18 protein-coding genes and 1 pseudogene are annotated in these 20,951 nt (G+C 70.3%); 10 read left to right on the top strand and 9 right to left on the bottom strand.

Going from position 1 to position 20,951, the window contains the following annotated elements:
- Positions 1 to 136: 136 nt before the first annotated feature.
- A complete protein-coding gene (locus tag HLK59_RS31005; RefSeq protein ID WP_171144869.1) occupies positions 137 to 2,794 on the top strand; it encodes a cellulose binding domain-containing protein in 2,658 nt (885 codons plus the stop codon).
- 58 nt (positions 2,795 to 2,852) lie between these two features.
- Here HLK59_RS31005 and HLK59_RS31000 read toward each other — a convergent pair whose 3' ends face one another.
- Both HLK59_RS31000 and HLK59_RS30995 read right to left on the bottom strand, forming a co-directional pair.
- The gene (locus tag HLK59_RS31000) at positions 2,853 to 4,760 is read right to left on the bottom strand and encodes a rhamnogalacturonan lyase (protein ID WP_171144868.1); all 1,908 of its coding nucleotides are present in this window, start codon (positions 4,758 to 4,760) and stop codon (positions 2,853 to 2,855) included.
- Between the two features lie 57 nt (positions 4,761 to 4,817).
- Entirely contained in the window at positions 4,818 to 5,768 is a 951-nt protein-coding gene (locus tag HLK59_RS30995) for a YafY family protein (protein ID WP_171144867.1), read from the bottom strand.
- Positions 5,769 to 5,857: 89 nt separating this feature from the next.
- Between HLK59_RS30995 and HLK59_RS30990 the strand changes: the two genes are divergently transcribed.
- Both HLK59_RS30990 and HLK59_RS30985 read left to right on the top strand, forming a co-directional pair.
- Positions 5,858 to 6,337: a hypothetical protein gene (locus tag HLK59_RS30990; protein ID WP_171144866.1), complete on the top strand. Its 480-nt coding sequence runs from the start codon at positions 5,858 to 5,860 to the stop codon at positions 6,335 to 6,337.
- Positions 6,334 to 6,795 carry a hypothetical protein gene (locus HLK59_RS30985; protein WP_171144865.1) on the top strand — a complete coding sequence of 154 codons (462 nt, stop codon included), beginning with the start codon at positions 6,334 to 6,336 and terminating at the stop codon, positions 6,793 to 6,795. The genes HLK59_RS30990 and HLK59_RS30985 overlap by 4 nt, the downstream gene beginning before the upstream one ends.
- On the opposite strand, the gene HLK59_RS30980 is transcribed toward HLK59_RS30985, so the two are convergent.
- Positions 6,779 to 7,522: a class I SAM-dependent methyltransferase gene (locus HLK59_RS30980; protein ID WP_171144864.1), complete on the bottom strand. Its 744-nt coding sequence runs from the start codon at positions 7,520 to 7,522 to the stop codon at positions 6,779 to 6,781. The genes HLK59_RS30985 and HLK59_RS30980 overlap by 17 nt on opposite strands.
- A 1-nt stretch (position 7,523) precedes the next feature.
- A complete protein-coding gene (locus HLK59_RS30975; RefSeq protein WP_171144863.1) occupies positions 7,524 to 7,829 on the bottom strand; it encodes a 4a-hydroxytetrahydrobiopterin dehydratase in 306 nt (101 codons plus the stop codon).
- A 118-nt stretch (positions 7,830 to 7,947) separates the two neighbouring features.
- Between HLK59_RS30975 and HLK59_RS30970 the strand changes: the two genes are divergently transcribed.
- On the top strand, positions 7,948 to 8,754 hold the full coding sequence (locus HLK59_RS30970; RefSeq protein WP_171144862.1) for a helix-turn-helix transcriptional regulator: 807 nt from the start codon (positions 7,948 to 7,950) through the stop codon (positions 8,752 to 8,754).
- On the opposite strand, the gene HLK59_RS30965 is transcribed toward HLK59_RS30970, so the two are convergent.
- Positions 8,736 to 9,161 (bottom strand): hypothetical protein, encoded by a 426-nt coding sequence (locus tag HLK59_RS30965; RefSeq protein ID WP_171144861.1) that lies wholly within the window; start codon positions 9,159 to 9,161, stop codon positions 8,736 to 8,738. The genes HLK59_RS30970 and HLK59_RS30965 overlap by 19 nt on opposite strands.
- 240 nt (positions 9,162 to 9,401) lie before the next feature.
- Here HLK59_RS30965 and HLK59_RS30960 point away from each other — a divergent pair, with 240 nt between their 5' ends.
- The 6 genes from HLK59_RS30960 to narI all read left to right on the top strand — a co-directional run bounded on the left by HLK59_RS30960 (position 9,402) and on the right by narI (position 17,792).
- On the top strand, positions 9,402 to 10,265 hold the full coding sequence (locus HLK59_RS30960; protein ID WP_171144860.1) for a Scr1 family TA system antitoxin-like transcriptional regulator: 864 nt from the start codon (positions 9,402 to 9,404) through the stop codon (positions 10,263 to 10,265).
- 84 nt (positions 10,266 to 10,349) lie between these two features.
- Positions 10,350 to 11,171, top strand: coding sequence for an SAM-dependent methyltransferase (locus HLK59_RS30955; RefSeq protein WP_171144859.1), 822 nt, complete (start codon positions 10,350 to 10,352; stop codon positions 11,169 to 11,171).
- 84 nt (positions 11,172 to 11,255) lie between these two features.
- A complete protein-coding gene (locus HLK59_RS30950) occupies positions 11,256 to 14,951 on the top strand; it encodes a nitrate reductase subunit alpha (protein ID WP_171144858.1) in 3,696 nt (1,231 codons plus the stop codon).
- On the top strand, positions 14,951 to 16,579 hold the full coding sequence (narH, locus tag HLK59_RS30945; RefSeq protein ID WP_240982737.1) for a nitrate reductase subunit beta: 1,629 nt from the start codon (positions 14,951 to 14,953) through the stop codon (positions 16,577 to 16,579). Before HLK59_RS30950 ends, narH begins: the two co-directional genes overlap by 1 nt.
- Positions 16,579 to 17,073 carry a nitrate reductase molybdenum cofactor assembly chaperone gene (narJ, locus tag HLK59_RS30940; protein ID WP_171144857.1) on the top strand — a complete coding sequence of 165 codons (495 nt, stop codon included), beginning with the start codon at positions 16,579 to 16,581 and terminating at the stop codon, positions 17,071 to 17,073. The genes narH and narJ overlap by 1 nt, the downstream gene beginning before the upstream one ends.
- Positions 17,070 to 17,792 carry a respiratory nitrate reductase subunit gamma gene (gene narI / locus HLK59_RS30935; RefSeq protein ID WP_171144856.1) on the top strand — a complete coding sequence of 241 codons (723 nt, stop codon included), beginning with the start codon at positions 17,070 to 17,072 and terminating at the stop codon, positions 17,790 to 17,792. The genes narJ and narI overlap by 4 nt, the downstream gene beginning before the upstream one ends.
- A gap of 4 nt (positions 17,793 to 17,796) precedes the next feature.
- On the opposite strand, the gene HLK59_RS30930 is transcribed toward narI, so the two are convergent.
- The 4 genes and pseudogenes from HLK59_RS30930 to HLK59_RS30915 all read right to left on the bottom strand — a co-directional run.
- A complete protein-coding gene (locus HLK59_RS30930) occupies positions 17,797 to 18,006 on the bottom strand; it encodes a hypothetical protein (RefSeq protein ID WP_171144855.1) in 210 nt (69 codons plus the stop codon).
- Positions 17,999 to 19,864, bottom strand: coding sequence for a molecular chaperone DnaK (gene dnaK / locus HLK59_RS30925; protein WP_171144854.1), 1,866 nt, complete (start codon positions 19,862 to 19,864; stop codon positions 17,999 to 18,001). The genes HLK59_RS30930 and dnaK overlap by 8 nt, the downstream gene beginning before the upstream one ends.
- 135 nt (positions 19,865 to 19,999) lie before the next feature.
- Positions 20,000 to 20,425 (bottom strand): OsmC family protein, encoded by a 426-nt coding sequence (locus HLK59_RS30920; protein ID WP_171144853.1) that lies wholly within the window; start codon positions 20,423 to 20,425, stop codon positions 20,000 to 20,002.
- A gap of 62 nt (positions 20,426 to 20,487) precedes the next feature.
- A pseudogene (locus HLK59_RS30915) lies at positions 20,488 to 20,951 on the bottom strand (hypothetical protein); the annotation flags it as partial.

The raw sequence follows: 20,951 nt of genomic DNA, 5'->3' as shown, positions 1-20,951 counted from the left end.
GTCACCTGACGACGGGACCGACCGGCCGGGCGGCCCCCTCCCGCACTGGGGGTCGCCCGGCACCTCTCGACCAGTCGAGAAAGCGCTTGCTATTCGCACCTTCCCCTCCTCCCCCACATCCCGGAAAGGACCCCCCGTGCGAAGAACACGCATCCTCACGGCCGTCCTCGCCCTCGCGGCCGGCCTCCTCGCGGGTACGCCGCCCGCACTCGCCGCCGACGACGCCGCCGAGGTGACGCTCGCCGCCGACACCTACACCTGGAAGAACGCCCGGATCGACGGCGGCGGATTCGTCCCCGGCATCGTCTTCAACCGCAGCGAGAAGAACCTGGCCTACGCCCGTACCGACATCGGCGGCGCCTACCGCTGGGTGGAGTCCAGCAAGACCTGGACGCCATTGCTGGACTCGGTCGGCTGGGACGACTGGGGGCACACGGGGGTGGCGAGCCTGGCCTCCGACGCCGTGAACCCGGACCGGGTGTACGCGGCGGTCGGTACGTACACCAACAGCTGGGACCCGGGGAACGGGGCGATCCTGCGCTCCTCGGACCGGGGCGCGAGCTGGCAGAAGACCGACCTGCCGTTCAAGCTGGGCGGCAACATGCCGGGGCGCGGCATGGGCGAGCGCCTCGCGATCGACCCGAACAAGAACAGCGTGCTGTACCTGGGCGCGCCCAGCGGCAAGGGCCTGTGGCGGTCGACGGACTCCGGTGTGACCTGGTCGCAGGTCGCGAACTTCCCCAACGTGGGCAACTACGTACAGGATCCGAGCGACACCTCCGGCTACGCCAGTGACAACCAGGGCATCGCGTGGGTCACCTTCGACGGGCGGACGGGTACGTCGGGCAACGCGACGCAGTCGATCTACGTCGGGGTCGCGGACCTCCAGAACTCGGTGTACCGGTCGACGGACGGGGGTGCGAGCTGGTCGCGGCTGGCCGGGCAGCCGACCGGATACCTCGCGCACAAGGGTGTACTGGACACCGTCAACGGCTATCTGTACCTCGCATACAGCGACAAGGGCGGTCCGTACGACGGCGGCAAGGGCCGGCTGCTGCGGTACGCGACCTCGACGGGTGTGTGGACGGACATCAGCCCGGTCGCCGAGGCCGACACGTACTACGGCTTCAGCGGGCTGACCGTCGACCGGCAGCATCCGGGCACCGTGATGGCGACGGCGTACAGTTCCTGGTGGCCGGACACCCAGATCTTCCGCTCCACCGACAGCGGCGCCACCTGGACGAGGGCCTGGGACTACACGTCGTATCCCAACCGCTCGAACCGCTACACGATGGACGTGTCGTCCTCGCCCTGGCTGACCTGGGGCGCCAATCCCTCACCGCCCGAGCAGACGCCGAAGCTCGGCTGGATGACCGAGGCCTTGGAGATCGACCCGTTCAACTCCGACCGGATGATGTACGGGACCGGCGCGACGGTCTACGGCACGGAGAACCTGACGAACTGGGACTCCGGCAGCCAGTTCACCGTCAAGCCGATGGTGCAGGGACTGGAGGAGACCGCGGTCAACGATCTCGCCTCTCCCCCGTCCGGCGGCGCCCAACTCCTCAGCGCCCTGGGCGACATCGGCGGTTTCCGGCACACGGACCTGACCAAGGTGCCGGCGATGATGTACACCCAGCCGAACTTCACCACGACGACGAGTCTGGACTTCGCCGAGTCGAACCCGAACACGGTGGTCCGGGTCGGCAACCTCGACTCGGGTCCGCACATCGCGTTCTCGACGGACAACGGCGCCAACTGGTTCGGCGGGACGGACCCTTCGGGGGTCAGTGGTGGCGGCACGGTCGCGGCGGCCTCGGACGGCAGCCGCTTCGTGTGGAGCCCGGCGGGCACCGGTGTGCAGTACACGACGGGCTTCGGTTCGTCCTGGGCGGCATCGAGCGGGATCCCGGCGGGCGCGACCGTCGAGTCCGACCGGGTCGACGCGAAGACCTTCTACGGCTTCAAGTCCGGCAAGTTCTACGTCAGTACGGACGGCGGCGCGACCTTCACGGCCTCGGCGGCCACCGGCCTCCCCAGCGGTGACAGCGTCCGCTTCAAGGCACTGTCCGGCACCAAGGGCGATGTGTGGCTGGCGGGCGGTGCGACGGACGGTCCGTACGGGCTGTGGCACTCGACGAACGGCGGTACGTCCTTCACCAAGCTGTCGAACGTCGAGCAGGCCGACACCATCGGCTTCGGCAAGGCGGCCACGGGAGCCTCGTACCAAACCCTCTACACCAGCGCGAAGATCGGCGGCGTACGCGGCATCTTCCGTTCCACGGACCAGGGTTCGACCTGGACGCGGATCAACGACGACGCCCATCAGTGGGGTTGGACGGGTGCGTCGATCACCGGTGACCCGAGGGTGTACGGCCGGGTCTATGTGTCGACGAACGGCCGCGGTGTCATCTACGGCGACTCCTCCGACACGGGCGGCGGTGGCGGTACCGACCCCACGCCGACACCCACGGGTGCCTGCGCGGTGACGTACAGGATCACGAATCAGTGGTCGGGCGGCTTCCAGGCGGACGTCCAGCTCGGCAACACCGGATCGAGTGCCTGGACCGGCTGGTCACTCGGCTGGTCCTTCCCGAACGGCCAGACGATCGGTCAGCTGTGGAACGCCGAGTACACCCAGTCGGGTTCGGCGGTGACGGCGAAGAACGTCGCCTGGAACGGGAACGTGGCGGCGGGCTCCTCCGTGAGCTTCGGCTTCACGGGAAGCTGGTCGGGCACGAACACGAAGCCGACGGCTTTCAAGCTGGGTGACCAGACCTGCACGGTGCTCTGACCGCACCGCACGCGAGGAGGCCCCGTCCGGGAGCGGACGGGGCCTCGTCGTCGGTCCGTCAGGGGGTGTACACGGTCGGCCGCGGTGCCGTGGGCATGCCGTTGCCGATGTAGAAGCTCGGGTGCGGGGGCTGGTTGTAGGCGGTGTTCTGCCAGGCCAGGCCCGTGCGGTACATCGTGTCGTGGAGCAGGGTGGTGATCTTCGTCGTGGTCTCGTAGGGCGTCGAGTAGATCCTGAGGGCCGTGTTGTCGGAGGTCGGCCAGACGACCTCCTCGCGCCAGTCGCCGAAGAGGTCGCCGGACAGGGACGGGGTGGCCTTGGTGCTGTTGTTGGAGTGGACGCTCGCGCCGGTCAGCAGGCGGGTGTCGGCGGAGGTGCCGTACTTGTCGATGTGGGTGCCGTCGAGGAGTTCACGGGTGGTGTCGCCGTCCCACCAGGACAGGAAGTTGACCGACGACGGTTCGCGGCCCTTCGTCGCGCCGGCCTCGTCGCGGATGGAGGTGTCGGAGGCGGACCAGACCTCGGCGCCGTCGTTGCCGGCGTAGATGTCACCCGCGACGCCCCGGCCGTTGTCGCAGCAGGCGGCCAGCTGCCAACGGGCCGCGCCGGTCGCGGGGTTGATGTAGAGCTCGGCGGGCTGGGAGGACGACTCCGAGACCTTGAAGTACTCCAGGCCGGACGTCGACGGGTCCAGATCGCCCAGGTGCTGCGCGTCGCCGTGCCCTGTCTTCGTGGTCCACAGACCGTTGCCGTTGTCGTCGACGGCCATCGCTCCGTACACGATCTCGTCCTTGCCGTCGTTGTCGACGTCCCCGACGGACAGACTGTGCGAGCCCTGACCGTCGTATCCCTTGCCGGAGTTGGTGGAGGAGTTGGTGTCGAAGGTCCAGCGGCGGGTGAAGGATCCGCCCCGCCAGTCCCAGGCCGCGAGCACCGTACGGGTGTAGTAGCCGCGCGCCATGATCAGCGAGGGCCGGGCGCCGTCCAGATACGCGGTGCCCGCCAGGAAGCGGTCGACGCGGTTGCCGTAGGAGTCTCCCCAGGAGCTCACCGTGCCGCGGGCCGGGACGTAGTCGACGCTCTGCATCGCCTTGCCGGTCTGGCCGTTGAACATGGTCAGGTACTCGGGTCCGGACAGGACGTACCCGCTGGAGTTGCGGTAGTCGGCCGAGGCACTGCCGATCACCGCGCCCGTCCCGTCGACGGTCGCGTCCGCGGTCTTCACGGCGACCTCGGCCTTGCGGTCGCCGTCGTAGTCGTAGACCTGGAACTGCGTGTAGTGCGCGCCGGAGCGGATGTTGCGGCCCAGGTCGATGCGCCACAGCCGGGTGCCTTCGAGTTTGACGCCGTCGAGGATCGTGTTGCCGGTGTAGCCGGACTGGGAGTTGTCCTTGGCGTTGGTGGGCTGCCACTTCAGCACGAAGTCCAGCGCCCCGTCACCGTCGAGATCCGCGACGGAGGCGTCGTTGGCCTCGTAGGTGTAGGCGACTCCGTCGGGGGTCGTGCCGCCCGCGGGCGGGCTGATCGGCACGTCCTTGTAGCCGGTGCGGAACTGGATCGCGTGCACGGAGTCGGCCTGCTCCACACCGCCGACGATCGCGCGGATCGTGTAGTCGGCCTGGGAGGGGGCGCCGGAGTGGAAGTAGTTGGTGGAGCCGGTGACAGGCGTCGAGTTGACCAACGCGCCGGCCCGGTAGACGTTGAACGACACGTCGTTCGGGTCGGTACCGAGCCAGCGCCAGCTGACCAGGTTGCCGGCGTCGGTGTGGACGCTGACGACACCGCGGTCGAGCGCCTCCACCTGCCGGGCCGTCGCGGCCTCGGCCGTGCCGGTGGCGAGCTGGGTGAGACCGGCGGCGACGAGCGCCGTGGCGGCGGTCAGCGCGCCGAGGACGGCCCTTCGTCTGCGGCGCGGGGGCGGAAGCGGGTGGGGGTGCGGAAGCGGGCGCGGGTGCGGGTGCTGCACGGGACGTACCTCCTGGGAGGACGGACGGGGTCCGTGAGGACGTGCGGATTCCGTTCCTCAGTGGCCGCCGCGTGCGCTGGAGTTGCCGTACATTTCGGCCAGTTCCGCCGCCGTGCGGGCGAGCCGCTCGCGCAGTTCGGGCGGCTCCAGGACCTCGATGTCCGTGCCCCTGCGCAGAAACTCGCCGAGGGCGTGGTCGACGGACTCGATGGGGACCGTGGCCAGGATCCGGCCGTCGTCGTCGGTACGGACGTCGACCGCCCTGGCGAGGGTCACGCCCGGTGCCAGGCGCACCACCGCCTCCTCCCGGTACAGCCGCTCGTGGAAGTCCCGCTGGTGGGCCGCCCAGTACGCGGCCAGGTCGAAGTCGTCGGGGCGCGTGAACTCTTCGTCGGCCGCGGTGAGTCGAAGGATCTGGTCGACGCGGAAGGTGCGCGGTCCCGGTCCGGCGACGACGTACCAGCGGCCCGCCTTCAGCACCAGCCCGTACGGCTCCAGACGCCTGTCCACATCGGTCGGTGTACGCCAGCGACGGTATATGATATCCAGTGCACGGTTGTTCCACACCGCGTCGGCGACCGCCGGCAGATACGGCGTCTCCTCCACCTCCGCGTACCACCCGGGCGCGTCCAGATGGAAGCGCCCGCTGATCCGGTCGGCATGCGCCCGCAGCTCCACCGGCAGCGCCGCCCGCACCTTGAGCTGCGCGGCCGCCAGCACCGACCCCAGCCCCAGCTCGGCCGCCGGACCAGGCACGCCCGCGAGGAACAGCGCCTCGGCCTCGTCGGCGGTGAGCCCGGTCAGCCGGGTGCGGTAACCGTCGAGCAGCCGGTAGCCGCCGGCGTGGCCCGCGTCGGCGTACAGCGGGACCCCGGCCGCGCTGAGCGCCTCCACGTCCCGGTAGACGGTACGCACCGACACCTCCAGCTCCTCGGCGAGCTGTGCGGCGGTCATCCGGCCCCGTGTCTGGAGCAGGAGCAGGATCGAGACGAGCCGACTGGACTTCACCGCCACAGAATCCCAGACGGCACCGACTTCACTGACTTCAGCGACTTCACTGACAGAAGGTGTCAGTGAAGTGGTTCTAGCGTCCCGCCATGAGCTTCACCGAGAAACTCCTCACCGTCCCCGCCCCCATCGAGGTGGCGGGCCGGCACATCAAGCGCTACCACGTCACCACCGACCCGGCGGGCATCGCGCCCGACGTGGAGAAGGCGGCGTACGAGATCCTCCCGGAGCTGCTGCCCGAGCCGGACGGCACCCCGCCCGCGACCTTCGTCGTCCTGCACCGGGGCGGCGACGACGGCGCCTACCTCAACGCCTACAGCTGGGTGTGGGACAACGTCCTGCACTTCCGCGGCGCCGCCGCCGGACAGCCCGTCCTCGGCTGCCCCGACCGCGACCCCACCCACTTCATCAGGCCCGACCTGCCGTGGATCGGCTGTGTCTGGGAACTCCCGCCGATCGTGCACGAACGGGACGCCTGGGTGCGGCACCTGCTGGCCCCCGAAGTCCCGGACCTGGCCGCCTACCTGACCGACTCCCTGCCCGAAGGAACCACCGGAGACCGCGCATGAGCAGCCCCCACGACTTCGACTTCTTCCACGGCGAGTGGCAGGTCCGCAACCGCCGCCGCACCGACTTCCTCGACCCGGACGGCGACTGGGAGGAGTTCCCGGCGACGAGCCGCTGCTGGCCGCTGTTCGACGGCGCCGCCAACATCGACGAGATCGACATGCCGCACCTGGCCGCGAAGGGCGCGACCCTGCGGCTCTTCGACCCGGAGACCCGGCAGTGGTCGCTGAACTGGGCGTCCAGCCGCAGCGGCACCCTCTTCCCGCCGGTCCTCGGCCGGTTCGACGGCGACCGCGGCGAGTTCCACGGCGACGACACCTACGACGGCAAGGACGTACGGGTCCGCTTCGTCTGGTCCGGCGTCCACGACACCGGGGCCCGCTGGGAGCAGGCCTTCTCGCTCGACGGCGGGGACAGCTGGCTGACCAACTGGGTCATGGAGTTCACCCGGGCTTCCTGAAGGCCCGCAGCGCGAACACCGGGTCGGCGCGCGGCCGGTCCTGGTCCGGCAGCGCCTCCAGGCGGGCGGCGAGCGCGTCGGTGCGCGGGTCGCCCGGCGGCAGCAGGGTGAACCAGCCGCGCCGCAGGTCGGCGGCCGTACGGCGCGGGCTGCGGCCCTGCCCCCGGCCCGGGAACCGGGCCCGCCCGGCGTCGACGAGGCCCTGCGCGGCGGCGTACGCCTCGACACGGGGCCCGGCGTCCGGGGCGGGCCGGCGCGGTCGCGGGGCGAGGACGGCGTCGATGTCGCTGCCCACGTCGTGCGCGGCGGCCTTGTCGACGGTGGTGACGTACACCCCGCCGGGCCGCAGCACCCGGGCGCACTCGGCGACGATGCTGCGCACGTCGTCGGCGTCGTCGACGAGATGCAGCAGCCACACACTGGTCACCGCGTCGAACGCCCCGTCGGGGAAGGGCAGTCGGCGGCTGTCCGCGAGGACGATCGCACCGGGCAGCCGGGCCGCGGCCATCCGCGCCATGCCGTACGTCAGGTCGGCGCCCGCCACCCGCAGCGCGGGCCGTGCGCCCGCGAGCCGCCGGGTGACGATCCCGGTGCCGCAGGCCACGTCGAGCAGACGCCGAGTGCTTTCGGGGACGAGACCCAGGACGGCACCGGCGGCCGCGGCGGCGCGGGGTTCGCCGCCGCGCGTGATGTCGTAGGCGTCGGCCTCCTTGTCGTAGTCCAGCACCTCACCGGGCTCCGTGGCCGGGGGCGAGCGCCTCCACCTTCTGCGCGAGTTCGAAGTCCTTCTCGGTCACCGCGCCGCCCACGCTGTGCGTGTTCACGGTCAGGGACACCGTGTTGTAGCCGAGCGTGAGGTCGGAGTGGTGGTCGAGCTCCTCCTGGACCCGGGCGATGTGGACGACCATCGCCGTGGCGGCGAAGTGCGAGGACAGACGGTAGGAACGGGCGAGGCGGTCCCCGTCGAGCGACCAGCCCGGCAGTTCCGCGAGCCGGTCCTCGATCTCCTTCTGCGACAGCGGTTCGAGGGGCATGACGCTGTTCCTTCCCGGTCCGGGGGTTCTCCTTCAGCCTGCCACACGGAGCCCACCGGAGCCCTGGTCAGAAGGGTCCTCTTCCCCTGTGTACGGCTTCGTCGTCTACGGTCCTCGTATGACCACCACTGCCGCCGACAAGGCCGACAAGGGCGTCGGCCCCCTGCTGCGGGCCTGGCGGGAACAGCGCCGGGTCAGTCAGCTGGAGCTGGCGCTGCGGGCCGACTCCTCCGCCCGGCACATCAGCTTCGTCGAGACGGGCCGCTCCCGGCCGAGCGAGGAGATGGTGCTGCGGCTGGCCGAGCATCTGGACGTCCCCGTGCGGGAGCGCAACGCGCTGCTGCTGGCGGCCGGTTACGCCCCGCACTACGCGGAGACACCGCTGGACGATCCGGCGCTGGACGCCGTGCGGGCCGGCGTGGAGCGGCTGATCCAGGGCTACGAGCCCTATCCGGCGCTGGTGCTGGACGCGATGTACAACGTGCTCGCGGCCAACCGGGGCATCCTCATGCTGCTCGACGGCATCCCGGAGTCCCTGCTCGAACCCCCGCTGAACGCGATGCGGCTGACCCTGCACCCCGAGGGCATGGCCCCCAGGATCCGCAACCTCCGGGAGTGGCGCGGGCATCTGCTCGCGCAGATGGAGCGGCAGATCGCGCTGCACCGCTCGCGGCCGCTGCGGGAGCTGTACGAGGAGGTGGCGGCGTACCCGGTGCCGGACACCGATCGCGGTGAACCGCTGGAGGAGGCGGCGTACTTCGCGCTCCCGATGCAGATCGAGCACGAGGGCCGGGTGCTGTCGTTCATCTCCTCCATCTCCACCTTCAACACCCCCATGGACGTGACCGTCGCCGAGCTGGCCATCGAGACGTTCCTCCCGGCCGACCCGGCGACGGTCAAATACCTTCAGGCACTGATGTCCTGACGAGCCCTCAGGGCCAGGTACTGCAACGCGGCGAACCCGGCGACGGTCAGGGCCTGGAGCACGGTCCACACGGCGCCCGCCGTCGAAGGGGTGAGCCACAGGGCCAGGGCCAGGCAACTGACCGCGGTCCAGGCGAGGTTGATCTCGACGACGGCCCGGACCGGCAGCGCGGCGGGGCGCGCCCGGGAGGCAAGCAGGCCGACGGCGGCGGCGTACACCGCCAGGAGCGCCCCGAGTTCGAGCAGCAGCGTGGAGCCGACCCCGAACAGGCGGCCCAGCGGCCCGGAGAGGGCCAGGTAGGCGAGGGCGTTCGCGCCGGTCACCGCCGCGTCGAGGGCGAGGAAGCGCCGCAGGGCGGTGTGCGGGTCACCGGTGCGGGCGAGCGCGGACAACTGGGTTGCGGACATGGTGAATCACCCTCCGGCGGAGTCGGTTCGGGGCTTTCGGAGAAGACGGGACCCGGGTGCCGGACCGGAGTGCGCCGGCCCGGAACCCGGTGTCACCACGATCCCGCCGCCGTCCGGCACCGTCGATTACCCCCGGGGTAATGCCCCCACGTGGTGAGCGCCTCACCGTCGGGCCTGTGAGACCGGTGGTGGAACATGGCACACTGCCCTGCATACTTCGGCGCGTAGGGGAGGCGTGGCGTGAGTGAGCGGCGGCCTGCGCCCACAGTGGGTCAGGTGGTGCTCGGCAAACGGCTCCAGGAGTTGCGGGAGGCGGCCGGGCTCAAGCGCGAGGAGGCCGCGAAGGTCCTCCGCGTGGCGCCCGCGACCGTGCGGCGCATGGAGATGGCCGAGGTCGCCCTGAAGATCCCGTACGTGCAGCTGCTGCTGTCCACGTACGGCGTCTCCGAGGAGGAGACGGACGCCTTCGTCGCCCTCGCCGAGGAGGCGAACCAGCCGGGCTGGTGGCAGCGGTTCCACGATGTGCTGCCGGACTGGTTCAGCCTGTACGTGAGCCTGGAGGGCGCCGCCCGCATCATCCGCTCCTACGAGCCGCACTTCGTGCCCGGTCTGCTCCAGACCGAGGCGTACGCGCGCGCGGTCATGGAGGCGGGCACGATCGCGCAGCAGGGCTCCGACACCATCGAGCGGCACGTGTCCCTGCGGATGACCCGGCAGCAGCTGCTGGAGAAGCCGGATCCGCCCCATCTGTGGGTGATCATGGACGAGACGGTGCTGTGCCGACCGGTCGGCCAGGGCGGCGAGGTCATGCGGGAACAGCTGGACAGACTCCTGGAGTTCGCCGAGCGCGACCGGGTCACCCTCCAGATCGCGGAGTTCGCCGCGGGCCCGCACCCGGGGACGTACGCGCCCTTCTCGCTGTTCCGTTTCGCCGAGCCGGAACTGCCCGACATGGCGTTCACCGAGTATCTGACCGGCGCCCTGTACCTGGACTCCCGTGCGGAGGTCTCCGCGCATCTGGAGACCCTGGACCACATGACGGCGCGCGCCGCGTCGGCCGAGCGCACCAAGAAGATCCTGCGGGAGCGCCGCGCGACGTACTGAGTCGTACGGCAACCTTCCGGCCACCCCCCGACGACTGCTGAGCACACCCCCGTCAGGCACCGCGCACCGAGGAGAAGACACCGCATGACCGGATCCGGATCCGAGGCCGCGCCCACCACCGTCGACACCAGCCGGCCGCATCCGGCGCGGGTGTACGACTGGTGGCTGGGCGGCAAGGACAACTACCCGGTGGACGAGGCGCTGGCCCGCAGGATCCTCGCCACGGACGGCTCCGTGGTGCGCGGGGCGCGCGCCAACCGCCGGTTCATGCACCGGGCGGTGCGGACGGCCGCCGAGGCCGGGATCCGTCAGTTCCTGGACATCGGCACCGGCATCCCCACCGAGCCGAACCTCCACCAGGTGGCCCAGGAGGTCGCCCCGGAGTCGAGGGTCGTGTACGTCGACAACGACCCGATCGTCCTCAGGCACGCCCAGGCGCTGCTGCACAGCACCTCCGAGGGCGCCACGAACTATGTGCACGCCGACGTCCGGGACCCCGACACCATCCTGCGGCTGGCCGCGGCGACCCTGGACCTCTCGCGTCCCGTCGCGCTGTCCCTGGTGGCGCTGACCCACTACCTGAGCGAGGAGCCCGACGGCGACGACGTGTACGGCCTGATCGAGCGATACGTGTCCGAGCTGGCTCCGGGCAGCTACCTGATCCTGTCCCAGGTCACCCCCGACCTCAGCCCCGAGGCCATCGCGAAGGCCGCCGAGCACTTCCGCGCCGTCGGCACACCGTTCTACCCGCGTTCCCTCGCCGAGTTCGCGCGCTTCTTCGACGGTCTGGAGCTGCTCGGCCCCGGTGTGATCCCGGTCTCCGGCTGGCGGCCCGGCCCCGAGGACGTGGCGGCCCAGGCGGAGGGCATCGTGCCGGTGTACGCGGGGGTCGCCCGCAAGGCGTGACCTGACCCGAACGGGTGCCGCCGACGGGTGCGCTCCCCTGCTCAGCCCTAGCTTCGACAGCACGGGGCCAGCAAGGGAGCGCATGTGACCGACACCCAGACACCGCCCTCGGAGCCGGGTGCGGCGCTGCTGCGGGCCGGGAGGTTCTTCCGGCCGGGCGTGCCCTCGTCCGACCTGCACAGCATCGGGCTGACGGGCGGACGCGAGGCGGACGCCTTCTACCGGGACCGGTGGAGCCACGACAAGGTCGTGAACTCCACGCACGGTGTGAACTGCACGGGTTCCTGCCGCTGGAAGGTGTACGTCAAGGACGGCATCATCACGTGGGAGACCCAGCAGACCGACTATCCGAGCGTCGGCCCCGACCGCCCCGAGTACGAGCCGCGCGGCTGCCCCCGGGGCGCCGCCTTCTCCTGGTACACGTACTCCCCCACCCGGGTGCGCTACCCGTACGTCCGCGGTGTGCTCCTGGAGATGTACCGCGAGGCGCTCGCGAGAACCGGCGACCCCGTGCTGGCCTGGGCGGACATCCAGGACGACCCCGAGCGCCGGCGCCGCTACCAGCAGGCCCGCGGCAAGGGCGGCCTGGTCCGGGCGACCTGGGACGAGGCGGTGGAGATCGTCGCGGCCGCACACGTCCACACGATCAGGACGCACGGCCCCGACCGCATCGCCGGTTTCTCCCCCATCCCGGCGATGTCGATGGTGTCGCACGCGGCGGGCGCCCGGTTCCACTCCCTGATCGGCGCCCCGATGCTGTCGTTCTACGACTGGTACGCCGACCTGCCCGTGGCCTCCCCGCAGGTCTTCGGCGACCAGACCGACGTCCCGGAGTCGGGCGACTGGTGGGACGCCGCGTATCTGATGATGTGGGGCTCGAACGTCCCGGTGACCCGTACGCCGGACGCGCACTGGATGGCGGAGGCCCGCTACCGGGGCCAGAAGGTGGTCGTGGTCGCGCCGGACTACGCAGACAACGCCAAGTTCGCCGACGAGTGGCTGCATCCGCACCCCGGCACGGACGGTGCGCTGGCCCTGGCGATGGGGCATGTGATCCTCAAGGAGTTCTTCGTCGACCGCGAGACACCGTTCTTCGCGGACTACGTACGCAAGTTCACCGACCTGCCCTTCCTGGTGACCCTCACCGAGAAGGACGGCGGCTACGTCCCGTCCAAGTTCCTGCGCGCCACCGACCTCGGCCAGGAGGGCGAGGGCGCGGAGTGGAAGACGGTCGTGCTGGACGCGGCGAGCGGTCGCGCGGTCGCCCCCAACGGCTCGCTCGGCTTCCGCTGGACCGAGTCGGGCAAGGGCCGCTGGAATCTCGAACTCGGCCCGATCGAACCGACGTTGACCTTGCACGGGCAGAACATCTCCAGCGGTGTCGAGGTGCTCCTCCCCCGTTTCGACACCGAGGGCGGCGAGCACGGCCAGGGCCGCGGTGACGTCGTCCGGCGCGGTGTCCCGGCGACGCGGCTGGGCGGGCCCGACGGCCCCCTGGTGACGACTGTCTACGATCTGCTGTTGGCGCAATACGGTGTCCAGCGCCCCGACCTCCCCGGCACCTGGCCCACCTCCTACGAGGACGCCGAGGCACCCGGCACCCCCGCCTGGCAGGAGGTGCACACCTCCGTCCCGGCCGCCAAGTGCGTCAAGATCGCCCGGGAGTTCGCGCGGACCGCGGAGCGCTCCAAGGGCCGCTGCATGATCCTGATGGGAGCCGGCACCAACCACTGGTTCCACTCCGAGACGATCTACCGCTCCTTCCTCGCCCTGCTCCAGCTCACCGGCTGCCAGGGCCGCAACGGCGGCGGCTGGGCGCACTACGTCGGCCAGGAGAAGTGCCGCCCGGCCACCGGCTGGGCGACGCTGGCCGCGGCCTCCGACTGGTCGCGGCCGCCACGCCAGATGATCGGCACGGCCTACTGGTTCCTCAACACCGACCAGTGGCGCTACGACCACTTCGGCGCCGATGTGCTCGCCTCGCCGCTGGGCGAGGGCCGGTTCAAGGGGATGACGGGCGCCGACTGCCTCGCCCTGTCGGCGCGTTCGGGGTGGATGCCGTCGTACCCGACCTTCGACCGCAACCCCCTTGAGCTGGGCGAGGCCTTCGGGGACCCGGTGGCGAAGGCGGTGGCCGAACTCCGCGCGGGGACACTGAACTTCGCCTGCGAGGACCCCGACGCCCCGGAGAACTGGCCGCGCGTGCTGACGCTGTGGCGGGCCAACCTGCTCGGCTCGTCCGCGAAGGGCGCCGAGTACTTCACCCGGCATCTCCTGGGCACGCACTCGTCGTTGAGCGCCCAGGAGGCCGAACCCGGCGAGCGGCCCCGGGACGTGACCTGGCGGGACGAGGCCCCCGAGGGCAAGCTCGACCTGCTCCTCTCGCTGGACTTCCGGCAGACCTCCTCCACGCTGCTCTCGGACGTCGTCCTGCCGGCCGCGACCTGGTACGAGAAGAACGACCTGTCCAGCACGGACATGCACCCCTACGTGCACTCCTTCACCCCGGCCGTCGATCCGCCCTGGCAGGCCCGCACCGACTTCGACACCTTCAAGGCGCTGGCCGACCGGCTGAGCGAGATGGCGGTGCTGCACCTCGGTGTCCGCAAGGACCTGGTGGCCACCCCGATGCAGCACGACACCCCGGGCGAGACCGCCCAGCCCGGCGGGATCGTCCTGGACTGGAAGCGCGGCGAATGCGATCCGGTGCCCGGAAAGACGCTGCCGAACCTCACCGTCGTCGAGCGGGACTACACGGCGATCGGCGCGAAGTTCCGGGCGCTGGGCCCCCTGGTGGAGCAACTCGGCCTGCCCTGCAAGGGAATCGCCCTGAAGCCGGACGAGGAGGTCGACCACCTCCGCGAACTCAACGGCGTGGTCCGCGACGGCCCCGCCGCCGGCCGCCCCGCCCTCGACACCGCCGTGAAGGCCGCCAACACCATCCTCTCCCTGTCCGGCACCACCAACGGCCGCCTCGCCACCCAGGGCTTCCACACCCTGGAGGAACGCACCGGCCAGGAGATGGCCCACCTGGCCGCCGAGCACGAGGGCAAGCGGATCACCTACGCCGACACCCAGGCGGCCCCCGTCCCGGTGATCACCTCGCCGGAGTGGTCCGGAAGCGAGGCCGGCGGTCGCCGGTACACGGCCTTCACCCTGAACACCGAGCACCTCAAGCCCTGGCACACCCTCACCGGGCGCCAGCACTTCTTCCTCGACCACGACTGGATGCACGAGCTCGGCGAGGCGCTCCCGATCTACCGGCCGCCGCTCGACATGAACAGGCTGTTCAACGAACCGGCGCTCGGAGCGGACGGCCAACGGGAGGTGACGGTCCGTTACCTCACCCCGCACAACAAGTGGTCCATCCACTCCGAGTACCAGGACAACCTGTTCATGCTCGCCCTCTCCCGCGGTGGCCAGTCCATCTGGATGTCCCCGCAGGACGCCGACGCGATCGGGGTGAAGGACGACGACTGGATCGAGGCGGTCAACCGCAACGGCGTCGTCGTCGCCCGGGCGATCGTCTCGCACCGCATGCCGGCCGGCACGGTCTACATGCACCACGCCCAGGAGCGCACGGTGAACGTCCCCAAGACGGAGACCACGGGCAAGCGCGGCGGCATCCACAACTCGCTCACCCGACTGATCCTCAAACCGTCCCATCTCATCGGCGGCTACGCCCAGTTGTCCTGGGCGTTCAACTACCTGGGCCCGACGGGCAACCAGCGCGACGAGGTCACCGTCATCCGCCGCCGCAGCCAGGAGGTCGAGTACTGATGCCCCGTGACGAAGTCACCATTGGACGCTGCATGGCCCAAGTGGCGATGGTCATGAACCTGGACAAGTGCATCGGCTGCCACACCTGCTCGGTCACCTGCAAGCAGGCGTGGACCAACCGGCAGGGCATGGAGTACGTCTGGTTCAACAACGTCGAGACCCGGCCAGGCCAGGGCTATCCGCGCCGCTACGAGGACCAGGAGAAGTGGCGCGGCGGCTGGGAGTTGAACAAGCGCGGCGCGCTGAAGCTGAAGGCGGGCGGGCGCTTCCACAAACTCCTCGGCATCTTCTCCAACCCGAAGCTGCCGGAGATCAAGGACTACTACGAGCCCTGGACGTACGACTACAAGAACCTCACCGACGCCCCGCTCGGCGACGACTACCCGGTGGCCCGGCCGGTGTCGCAGATCGACGGCAAGCCGATGAAGATCGAGTGGTCCTCGAACTGGGACGACAACCTCGCCGGCGCCCCCGCCTACGGCGACCTCGACCCGATGGTCGAGCGCACTCGCCAACAGGCCGCGGACAAGGTGAAGTTCGAGTTCGAGCAGACCTTCATGTTCTATCTGCCGCGCATCTGCGAGCACTGCCTCAACCCGTCCTGTGTCGCCTCCTGCCCCTCGGGCGCGATGTACAAGCGGGCCGAGGACGGCATCGTCCTGGTCGACCAGGACCAGTGCCGGGGCTGGCGGATGTGCGTGACCGGATGCCCGTACAAGAAGGTCTACTTCAACCACCGCACCGGCAAGGCCGAGAAGTGCACGATGTGCTATCCGCGCGTCGAGGTCGGCCTGCCGACGGTCTGCTCGGAGACCTGCGTGGGGCGGCTGCGCTACCTCGGCGTGATCCTGTACGACGCCGACAAGGTGACCGCCGCCGCCTCCACACCCGACGAGAAGGGCCTGTACGAGGCCCAGTTGGACGTCTTCCTCGACCCCGACGACCATGCCGTGCAACGGGCGGCTGAGGAGGCCGGGATCCCGTACGACTGGATGGAGGCGGCCCGCCGCTCCCCCGTGCGGGCGCTGATCAGCAAGTACAAGGTGGCGCTGCCCCTGCATCCGGAGTACCGCACCATGCCGATGGTCTGGTACATCCCGCCGCTCTCCCCGGTGGTGGACGCGCTCACCGAGACCGGCCACGACGGCGAGGACGCGCAGAACCTCTTCGGCGCCATCGACACGCTCCGCATCCCCCTGGAGTACCTCGCGGAGGTCTTCACCGCGGGCGACACCGCCCCCGTGCGGGCCTCCCTGGAGAAGCTCGCGGCGATGCGCGCCCACATGCGGGCGATCAACCTCGGTGAGGACCCCGACCCGTCGGTCACGGAGGCCGTCGGCATGAGGCCCGAGGAGATCGAGGAGATGTACCGGCTGCTGGCGATCGCCAAGTACGAGGACCGCTATGTCATCCCGACCGCGGCCGTCGGCGACGCGCGCCGGCTGGAGGAGTCGGCGCTCCCGGACGAGTGCAGCCTCGAGTACGACGGCGGCCCGGGCATGGGCGGCGACGGCCCGTTCGGCCAGGACTCCGGCCGCAAGCTGCTGCCGGTCGTGTCCGTGGAGAACTTCCACGGTCTGCGCAAACGCCAGACGTCCGACGACCCGTCCGACGCCGAGGAGGTCTGATGCCCTCGTACGCCGTGCTGTACCAGGCAGCCGCGCTCTGTCTGACGTATCCCGACGACGACTTCCGTGCCCGACTGCCGCTGCTGCGTGAAGCGGCCCCGCAGCTGCGGGAGTTCGTCGACCACGCGGCTCTCACCCCGGCTCAGGAGCTGGCCGCGCACTACGTCCGGGTCTTCGACTTCAAGAACCGGCACAGCCTCTATCTGAGCTGGTGGCAGGACGGGGACACCCGCCGGCGCGGTATGTCGCTGGTCCGCTTCAAGGAGGTCTACCGGGCGGCCGGACTGGAGTTCACCGGCGAGGAGCTGCCCGACTTCCTGCCCGCGGTGCTGGAGTTCGCGGCCCGCACCGGCAGGACCGACCTGCTCACCGAACACCGGGACGGCCTGGAGCAGTTGCGCTCCCGGCTCACCGACTTCGGTACACCGTACGCGTCCGTCCTGGATGCCGTATGCGCCACACTGCCGAACGCATACACCGGGGTGCGCTCATGACCACACTCCTCTGGGGCGTCCTGCCGTACGTCGCCTTCGCCCTGCTCGTCGCCGGTCTGATCTGGCGCTACCGCTACGACAAGTTCGGCTGGACCACCCGCTCCTCGCAGGTCTACGAGTCGAAGCTGCTGAACATCGCCTCGCCGGCCTTCCACTACGGCATCCTCTTCGTGTTCGCCGGGCACCTCGTGGGCCTGTTCGTGCCGATGTCGTGGACGGAGAACCTCGGGGTCGGCGAGCACACGTACCATCTGCTCTCGCTCTACGGCGGCACGGCGGCCGGGCTGCTCGCGGTCTGCGGGATCCTGTTGCTCGTATACCGTCGGCGGACGAAGGCGCCCGTCTTCAAGGCGACCACCGCCAACGACAAGCTCATGTACCTGGTGCTGCTCGCCGCGATCGCGATGGGCATGATCGCCAAACTCACCCACGCCTCCGGCGACGGCTACAACTACCGTGAGTCCATCGGCCCCTGGGCGCGCAGTCTGTTCACCCTCCGGCCGGACATCGACCGGATGCACGGCGTCCCGGTGCTGTACCAGATCCACGCGGTGATCGGGATGGCGCTGATCGCGTTCGTGCCGTACAGCCGGCTGGTGCACATGTTCAGCGCGCCGGTGCAGTACCTGTTCCGCCCGTATGTCGTGTACCGCAGCCGCGACCCCGAGCAGTTGGGGCCGCGGCCGGAGCGGCGGGGCTGGGAGAAGACGGACGCCTGACCCGTCAGCCGCCGTCGAAGTGGCCGTCGGTGCTGTTGTCGTGCTGGCCGTCCGTGCTGCTGTCGTGATGGCCGGCCGGGGCCGCGTCCACGGACCAGTCCCGGTTGTCCGGCGCGTCCACGACCCCGGTCACTCCCATGGCCGCCGTCCCCGCCAGCAGCGAACCCGCCGCCAGCGCCGCCGACCGTGCGCGCCACTTCCTCTTGTCACTCATGTTCGCGTCCCTCCCTCTGGTCCTTGCTCTCGTCGACGATCTCCGCGTCCACCACGCCCTCCTCCTCGGGCGGCGTGGTCTGCTGCTCGGTTCCAGTGTCCGAGGGTTGCGCCTGGGCGTACATCGCCTGGCCCATCTTCTGGCTGACGGTGGCGAGTTTCTCGACGCCGCCGCGCAACGCACCCGTCTCCGCGTTCTCCTCCAGCAGGGCCTTCAGTTCCGAAATCGCCGATCCCACCTCGGACTTGGTCTCCGCCGGAATCCGTTCCTCGTTGTCACGGATGAACTTCTCGGTCTGGTAGACGAGTTGCTCGGCGTGGTTGCGGGTCTCGGCCGCCTCCCGGCGCCCCCGGTCCTCCTCCGCGTACTGCTCGGCCTCCCGCATCATGCGGTCGATGTCGTCCTTGGGGAGCGCCGAGCCGCCCGTCACCGTCATCTTCTGCTCGCGCCCGGTCGCCAGGTCCTTCGCGGAGACGTGCATGATCCCGTTGGCGTCGATGTCGAACCCGACCTCGATCTGCGGGACGCCGCGCGGCGCGGGCGGCAGTCCGGTCAGGTCGAAGACGCCCAGCTTCTTGTTGTACGCGGCGATCTCCCGCTCGCCCTGGTACACCTGGATGCCCACCGAGGGCTGGTTGTCGGTCGCCGTCGTGAAGATCTCCGAACGGCGGGTCGGGATCGTCGTGTTGCGCTCGATGAGCTTGGTCATGATGCCGCCCTTGGTCTCGATGCCGAGGGACAGCGGGGTGACATCGAGGAGCAGGACGTCCTTCACGTCACCGCGGATGACGCCCGCCTGGAGGGCCGCGCCGACGGCGACGACCTCGTCCGGGTTGACGCCCTTGTGCGGGTCCTTGCCGGTGAGTTCCTTGACGAGGTCGGTGACGGCGGGCATCCGGGTCGAGCCGCCGACGAGGATGACGTGGTCGACCGCGGCGAGCTTGATACCGGCGTCCTTGACGGCCTGGTGGAAGGGGGTCTTGCAGCGGTCGAGCAGATCGGCGGTCAGCTCCTGGAACTGCGCGCGCGTCAGCTTCTCGTCGAGGTGCAGCGGGCCCTCGGCGGAGGCGGTGATGTAGGGGAGGTTGATCGTCGTCTCCGTCGAGCTCGACAGCTCGATCTTGGCCTTCTCGGCTCCCTCGCGCAGCCGTTGCAGCGCCATCTTGTCCTTGCCGAGGTCGATGCCGTACTGCCCCTGGAACTTCTTCACCAGGTGCTCCATGACCCGCTGGTCCCAGTCGTCGCCGCCGAGACGCGTGTCGCCGTTGGTGGCCTTGACCTCGATGACCCCGTCGCCGATCTCCAGCAGGGAGACGTCGAAGGTGCCGCCGCCGAGGTCGAAGACCAGGACGGTCTGCTCCTCGCCCCGGTCCAGGCCGTAGGCGAGCGCCGCGGCCGTGGGCTCGTTGATGATCCGCAGCACCTTCAGGCCCGCGACCTCCCCGGCCTCCTTGGTGGCCTGCCGCTGGGCGTCGTCGAAGTACGCCGGGACGGTGATCACCGCGTCGGTGACGTCCTCGCCGAGATAGGACTCGGCGTCCCGCTTCAGCTTCTGGAGCACCCGTGCGGAGAGCTCCTGCGCCCGGTAGCGGGTGCCGTCGACATCGCCCTGGTCCGGGAAGCGCCAGCCCCCGTCGCCCATGTACCGCTTCACCGAACGGGCCGTCCGCTCGACGTTCGTCACCGCCTGCCGTTTGGCGACCTCCCCGACGAGCACCTCGCCGTTCTTGGCGAAGGCCACGACCGACGGTGTGGTCCTGGCCCCCTCCGCATTGGCGACGACTGTGGGGTCGCCGCCCTCCAGGACGGCCACCACGGAGTTCGTGGTCCCCAGATCGATCCCGACCGCGCGTCCCATCGCTGTCCCCTTCCGCCAGGGCGCTTCCCGGACTCCAGCACAAAACTTGAGCGGGCTGTTGTCAATGCCGCGTACCCCGGAAAAGACCGATGCCGCGCCTCCTCGCGGAGACGCGGCATACGGGAGGTGCGACGGTCAGGCGAGTTCGGCCGTGAGCGTGATCGTCGTGCCGGTGAGGGCCTGGCTGACGGGGCAGTTCTTCTTGGCGTCCTCGGCGGCCGCGGCGAAGCCGTCCGCGTCCAGGCCGGGCACCTCGCCGCGCACGGTGAGGTGGATGCCGGTGATGCCCTCGCCCGGCTGGAAGGTGACGTCGGCCTTGGTCTCCAGCCGGGTGGGCGGCGTGCCGGCGCCGGTCAGGCCGTGCGACAGCGCCATGGAGAAGCAGCTGGAGTGGGCGGCGGCGATCAGTTCCTCGGGGCTCGTCTTGCCGTTGGCCGCCTCGGCGCGCGACGGCCACGACACCGGCTGCGACCCGATGCCGGAGGAGTCGAAGGTGACGGTGCCACTGCCCTTGAGCAGCTCGCCTTCCCAGACGGTGTGTGCGGTACGCGTGGTAGCCACGGTCAGTCCTTTCGCATGCGGTCCCGGTTCCGGGTTGCCGTCCCATCCGATCACATTCCGGCTCACCTCACCCGGAAGACCGGTCCACGCGCGCTGAAGGGCAGCCGCGCGCCCTCCGGGATCAGATAGGCGTGCTCGCGCCGCACCCGCAGGACGTCGCACCAGCCGTCCGTGATCACCAGGACCGGTGCGCCGGGCGGGAAGTCGTCGGCCCGGTGCAGCAGATCGATCCCGGGCTGGAGGACCGTACCGCCACGACCGCGCACGCGGACCCGGCCCGCGATCTCGGTGACCGGGAGATAACCGGCGTCGTGCGGGGCGGCGTCGCAGAACACGACCCTCGCGGCGGGTACGTCCCGGGCCTCGGCGTACGAGGCGATCGCGCCCAGGGCCTTGCCGAGCAGGGTCCGGTCCATGGATCCGGAGGTGTCCAGGACGACGCCGAAGGTGCAGCGGGCGATCTCCTCGGGCGGGAACCAGCGGCCCGCGCGGGGGATGTCGGGGGTGGCGGACTGGCGGCGGGAGG

It is taken from the genome of Streptomyces sp. S3(2020) (assembly GCF_013044505.1).
Classification (GTDB): domain Bacteria; phylum Actinomycetota; class Actinomycetes; order Streptomycetales; family Streptomycetaceae; genus Streptomyces.
This window is presented reverse-complemented; position numbering and strand designations above follow the sequence as displayed.

Coding starts and splice junctions, on each gene's coding strand:
- HLK59_RS30990 (WP_171144866.1), top strand. CDS start 5,858: ATGAGCTTCACCGAGAAACTCCTCACCGTCCCCGCCCCCATCGAGGTG.
- HLK59_RS30985 (WP_171144865.1), top strand. CDS start 6,334: ATGAGCAGCCCCCACGACTTCGACTTCTTCCACGGCGAGTGGCAGGTC.
- HLK59_RS30975 (WP_171144863.1), bottom strand. CDS start 7,829: ATGCCCCTCGAACCGCTGTCGCAGAAGGAGATCGAGGACCGGCTCGCG.
- HLK59_RS30970 (WP_171144862.1), top strand. CDS start 7,948: ATGACCACCACTGCCGCCGACAAGGCCGACAAGGGCGTCGGCCCCCTG.
- HLK59_RS30965 (WP_171144861.1), bottom strand. CDS start 9,161: ATGTCCGCAACCCAGTTGTCCGCGCTCGCCCGCACCGGTGACCCGCAC.
- HLK59_RS30955 (WP_171144859.1), top strand. CDS start 10,350: ATGACCGGATCCGGATCCGAGGCCGCGCCCACCACCGTCGACACCAGC.
- narH (WP_240982737.1), top strand. CDS start 14,951: ATGCCCCGTGACGAAGTCACCATTGGACGCTGCATGGCCCAAGTGGCG.
- narJ (WP_171144857.1), top strand. CDS start 16,579: ATGCCCTCGTACGCCGTGCTGTACCAGGCAGCCGCGCTCTGTCTGACG.
- narI (WP_171144856.1), top strand. CDS start 17,070: ATGACCACACTCCTCTGGGGCGTCCTGCCGTACGTCGCCTTCGCCCTG.
- HLK59_RS30930 (WP_171144855.1), bottom strand. CDS start 18,006: ATGAGTGACAAGAGGAAGTGGCGCGCACGGTCGGCGGCGCTGGCGGCG.
- dnaK (WP_171144854.1), bottom strand. CDS start 19,864: ATGGGACGCGCGGTCGGGATCGATCTGGGGACCACGAACTCCGTGGTG.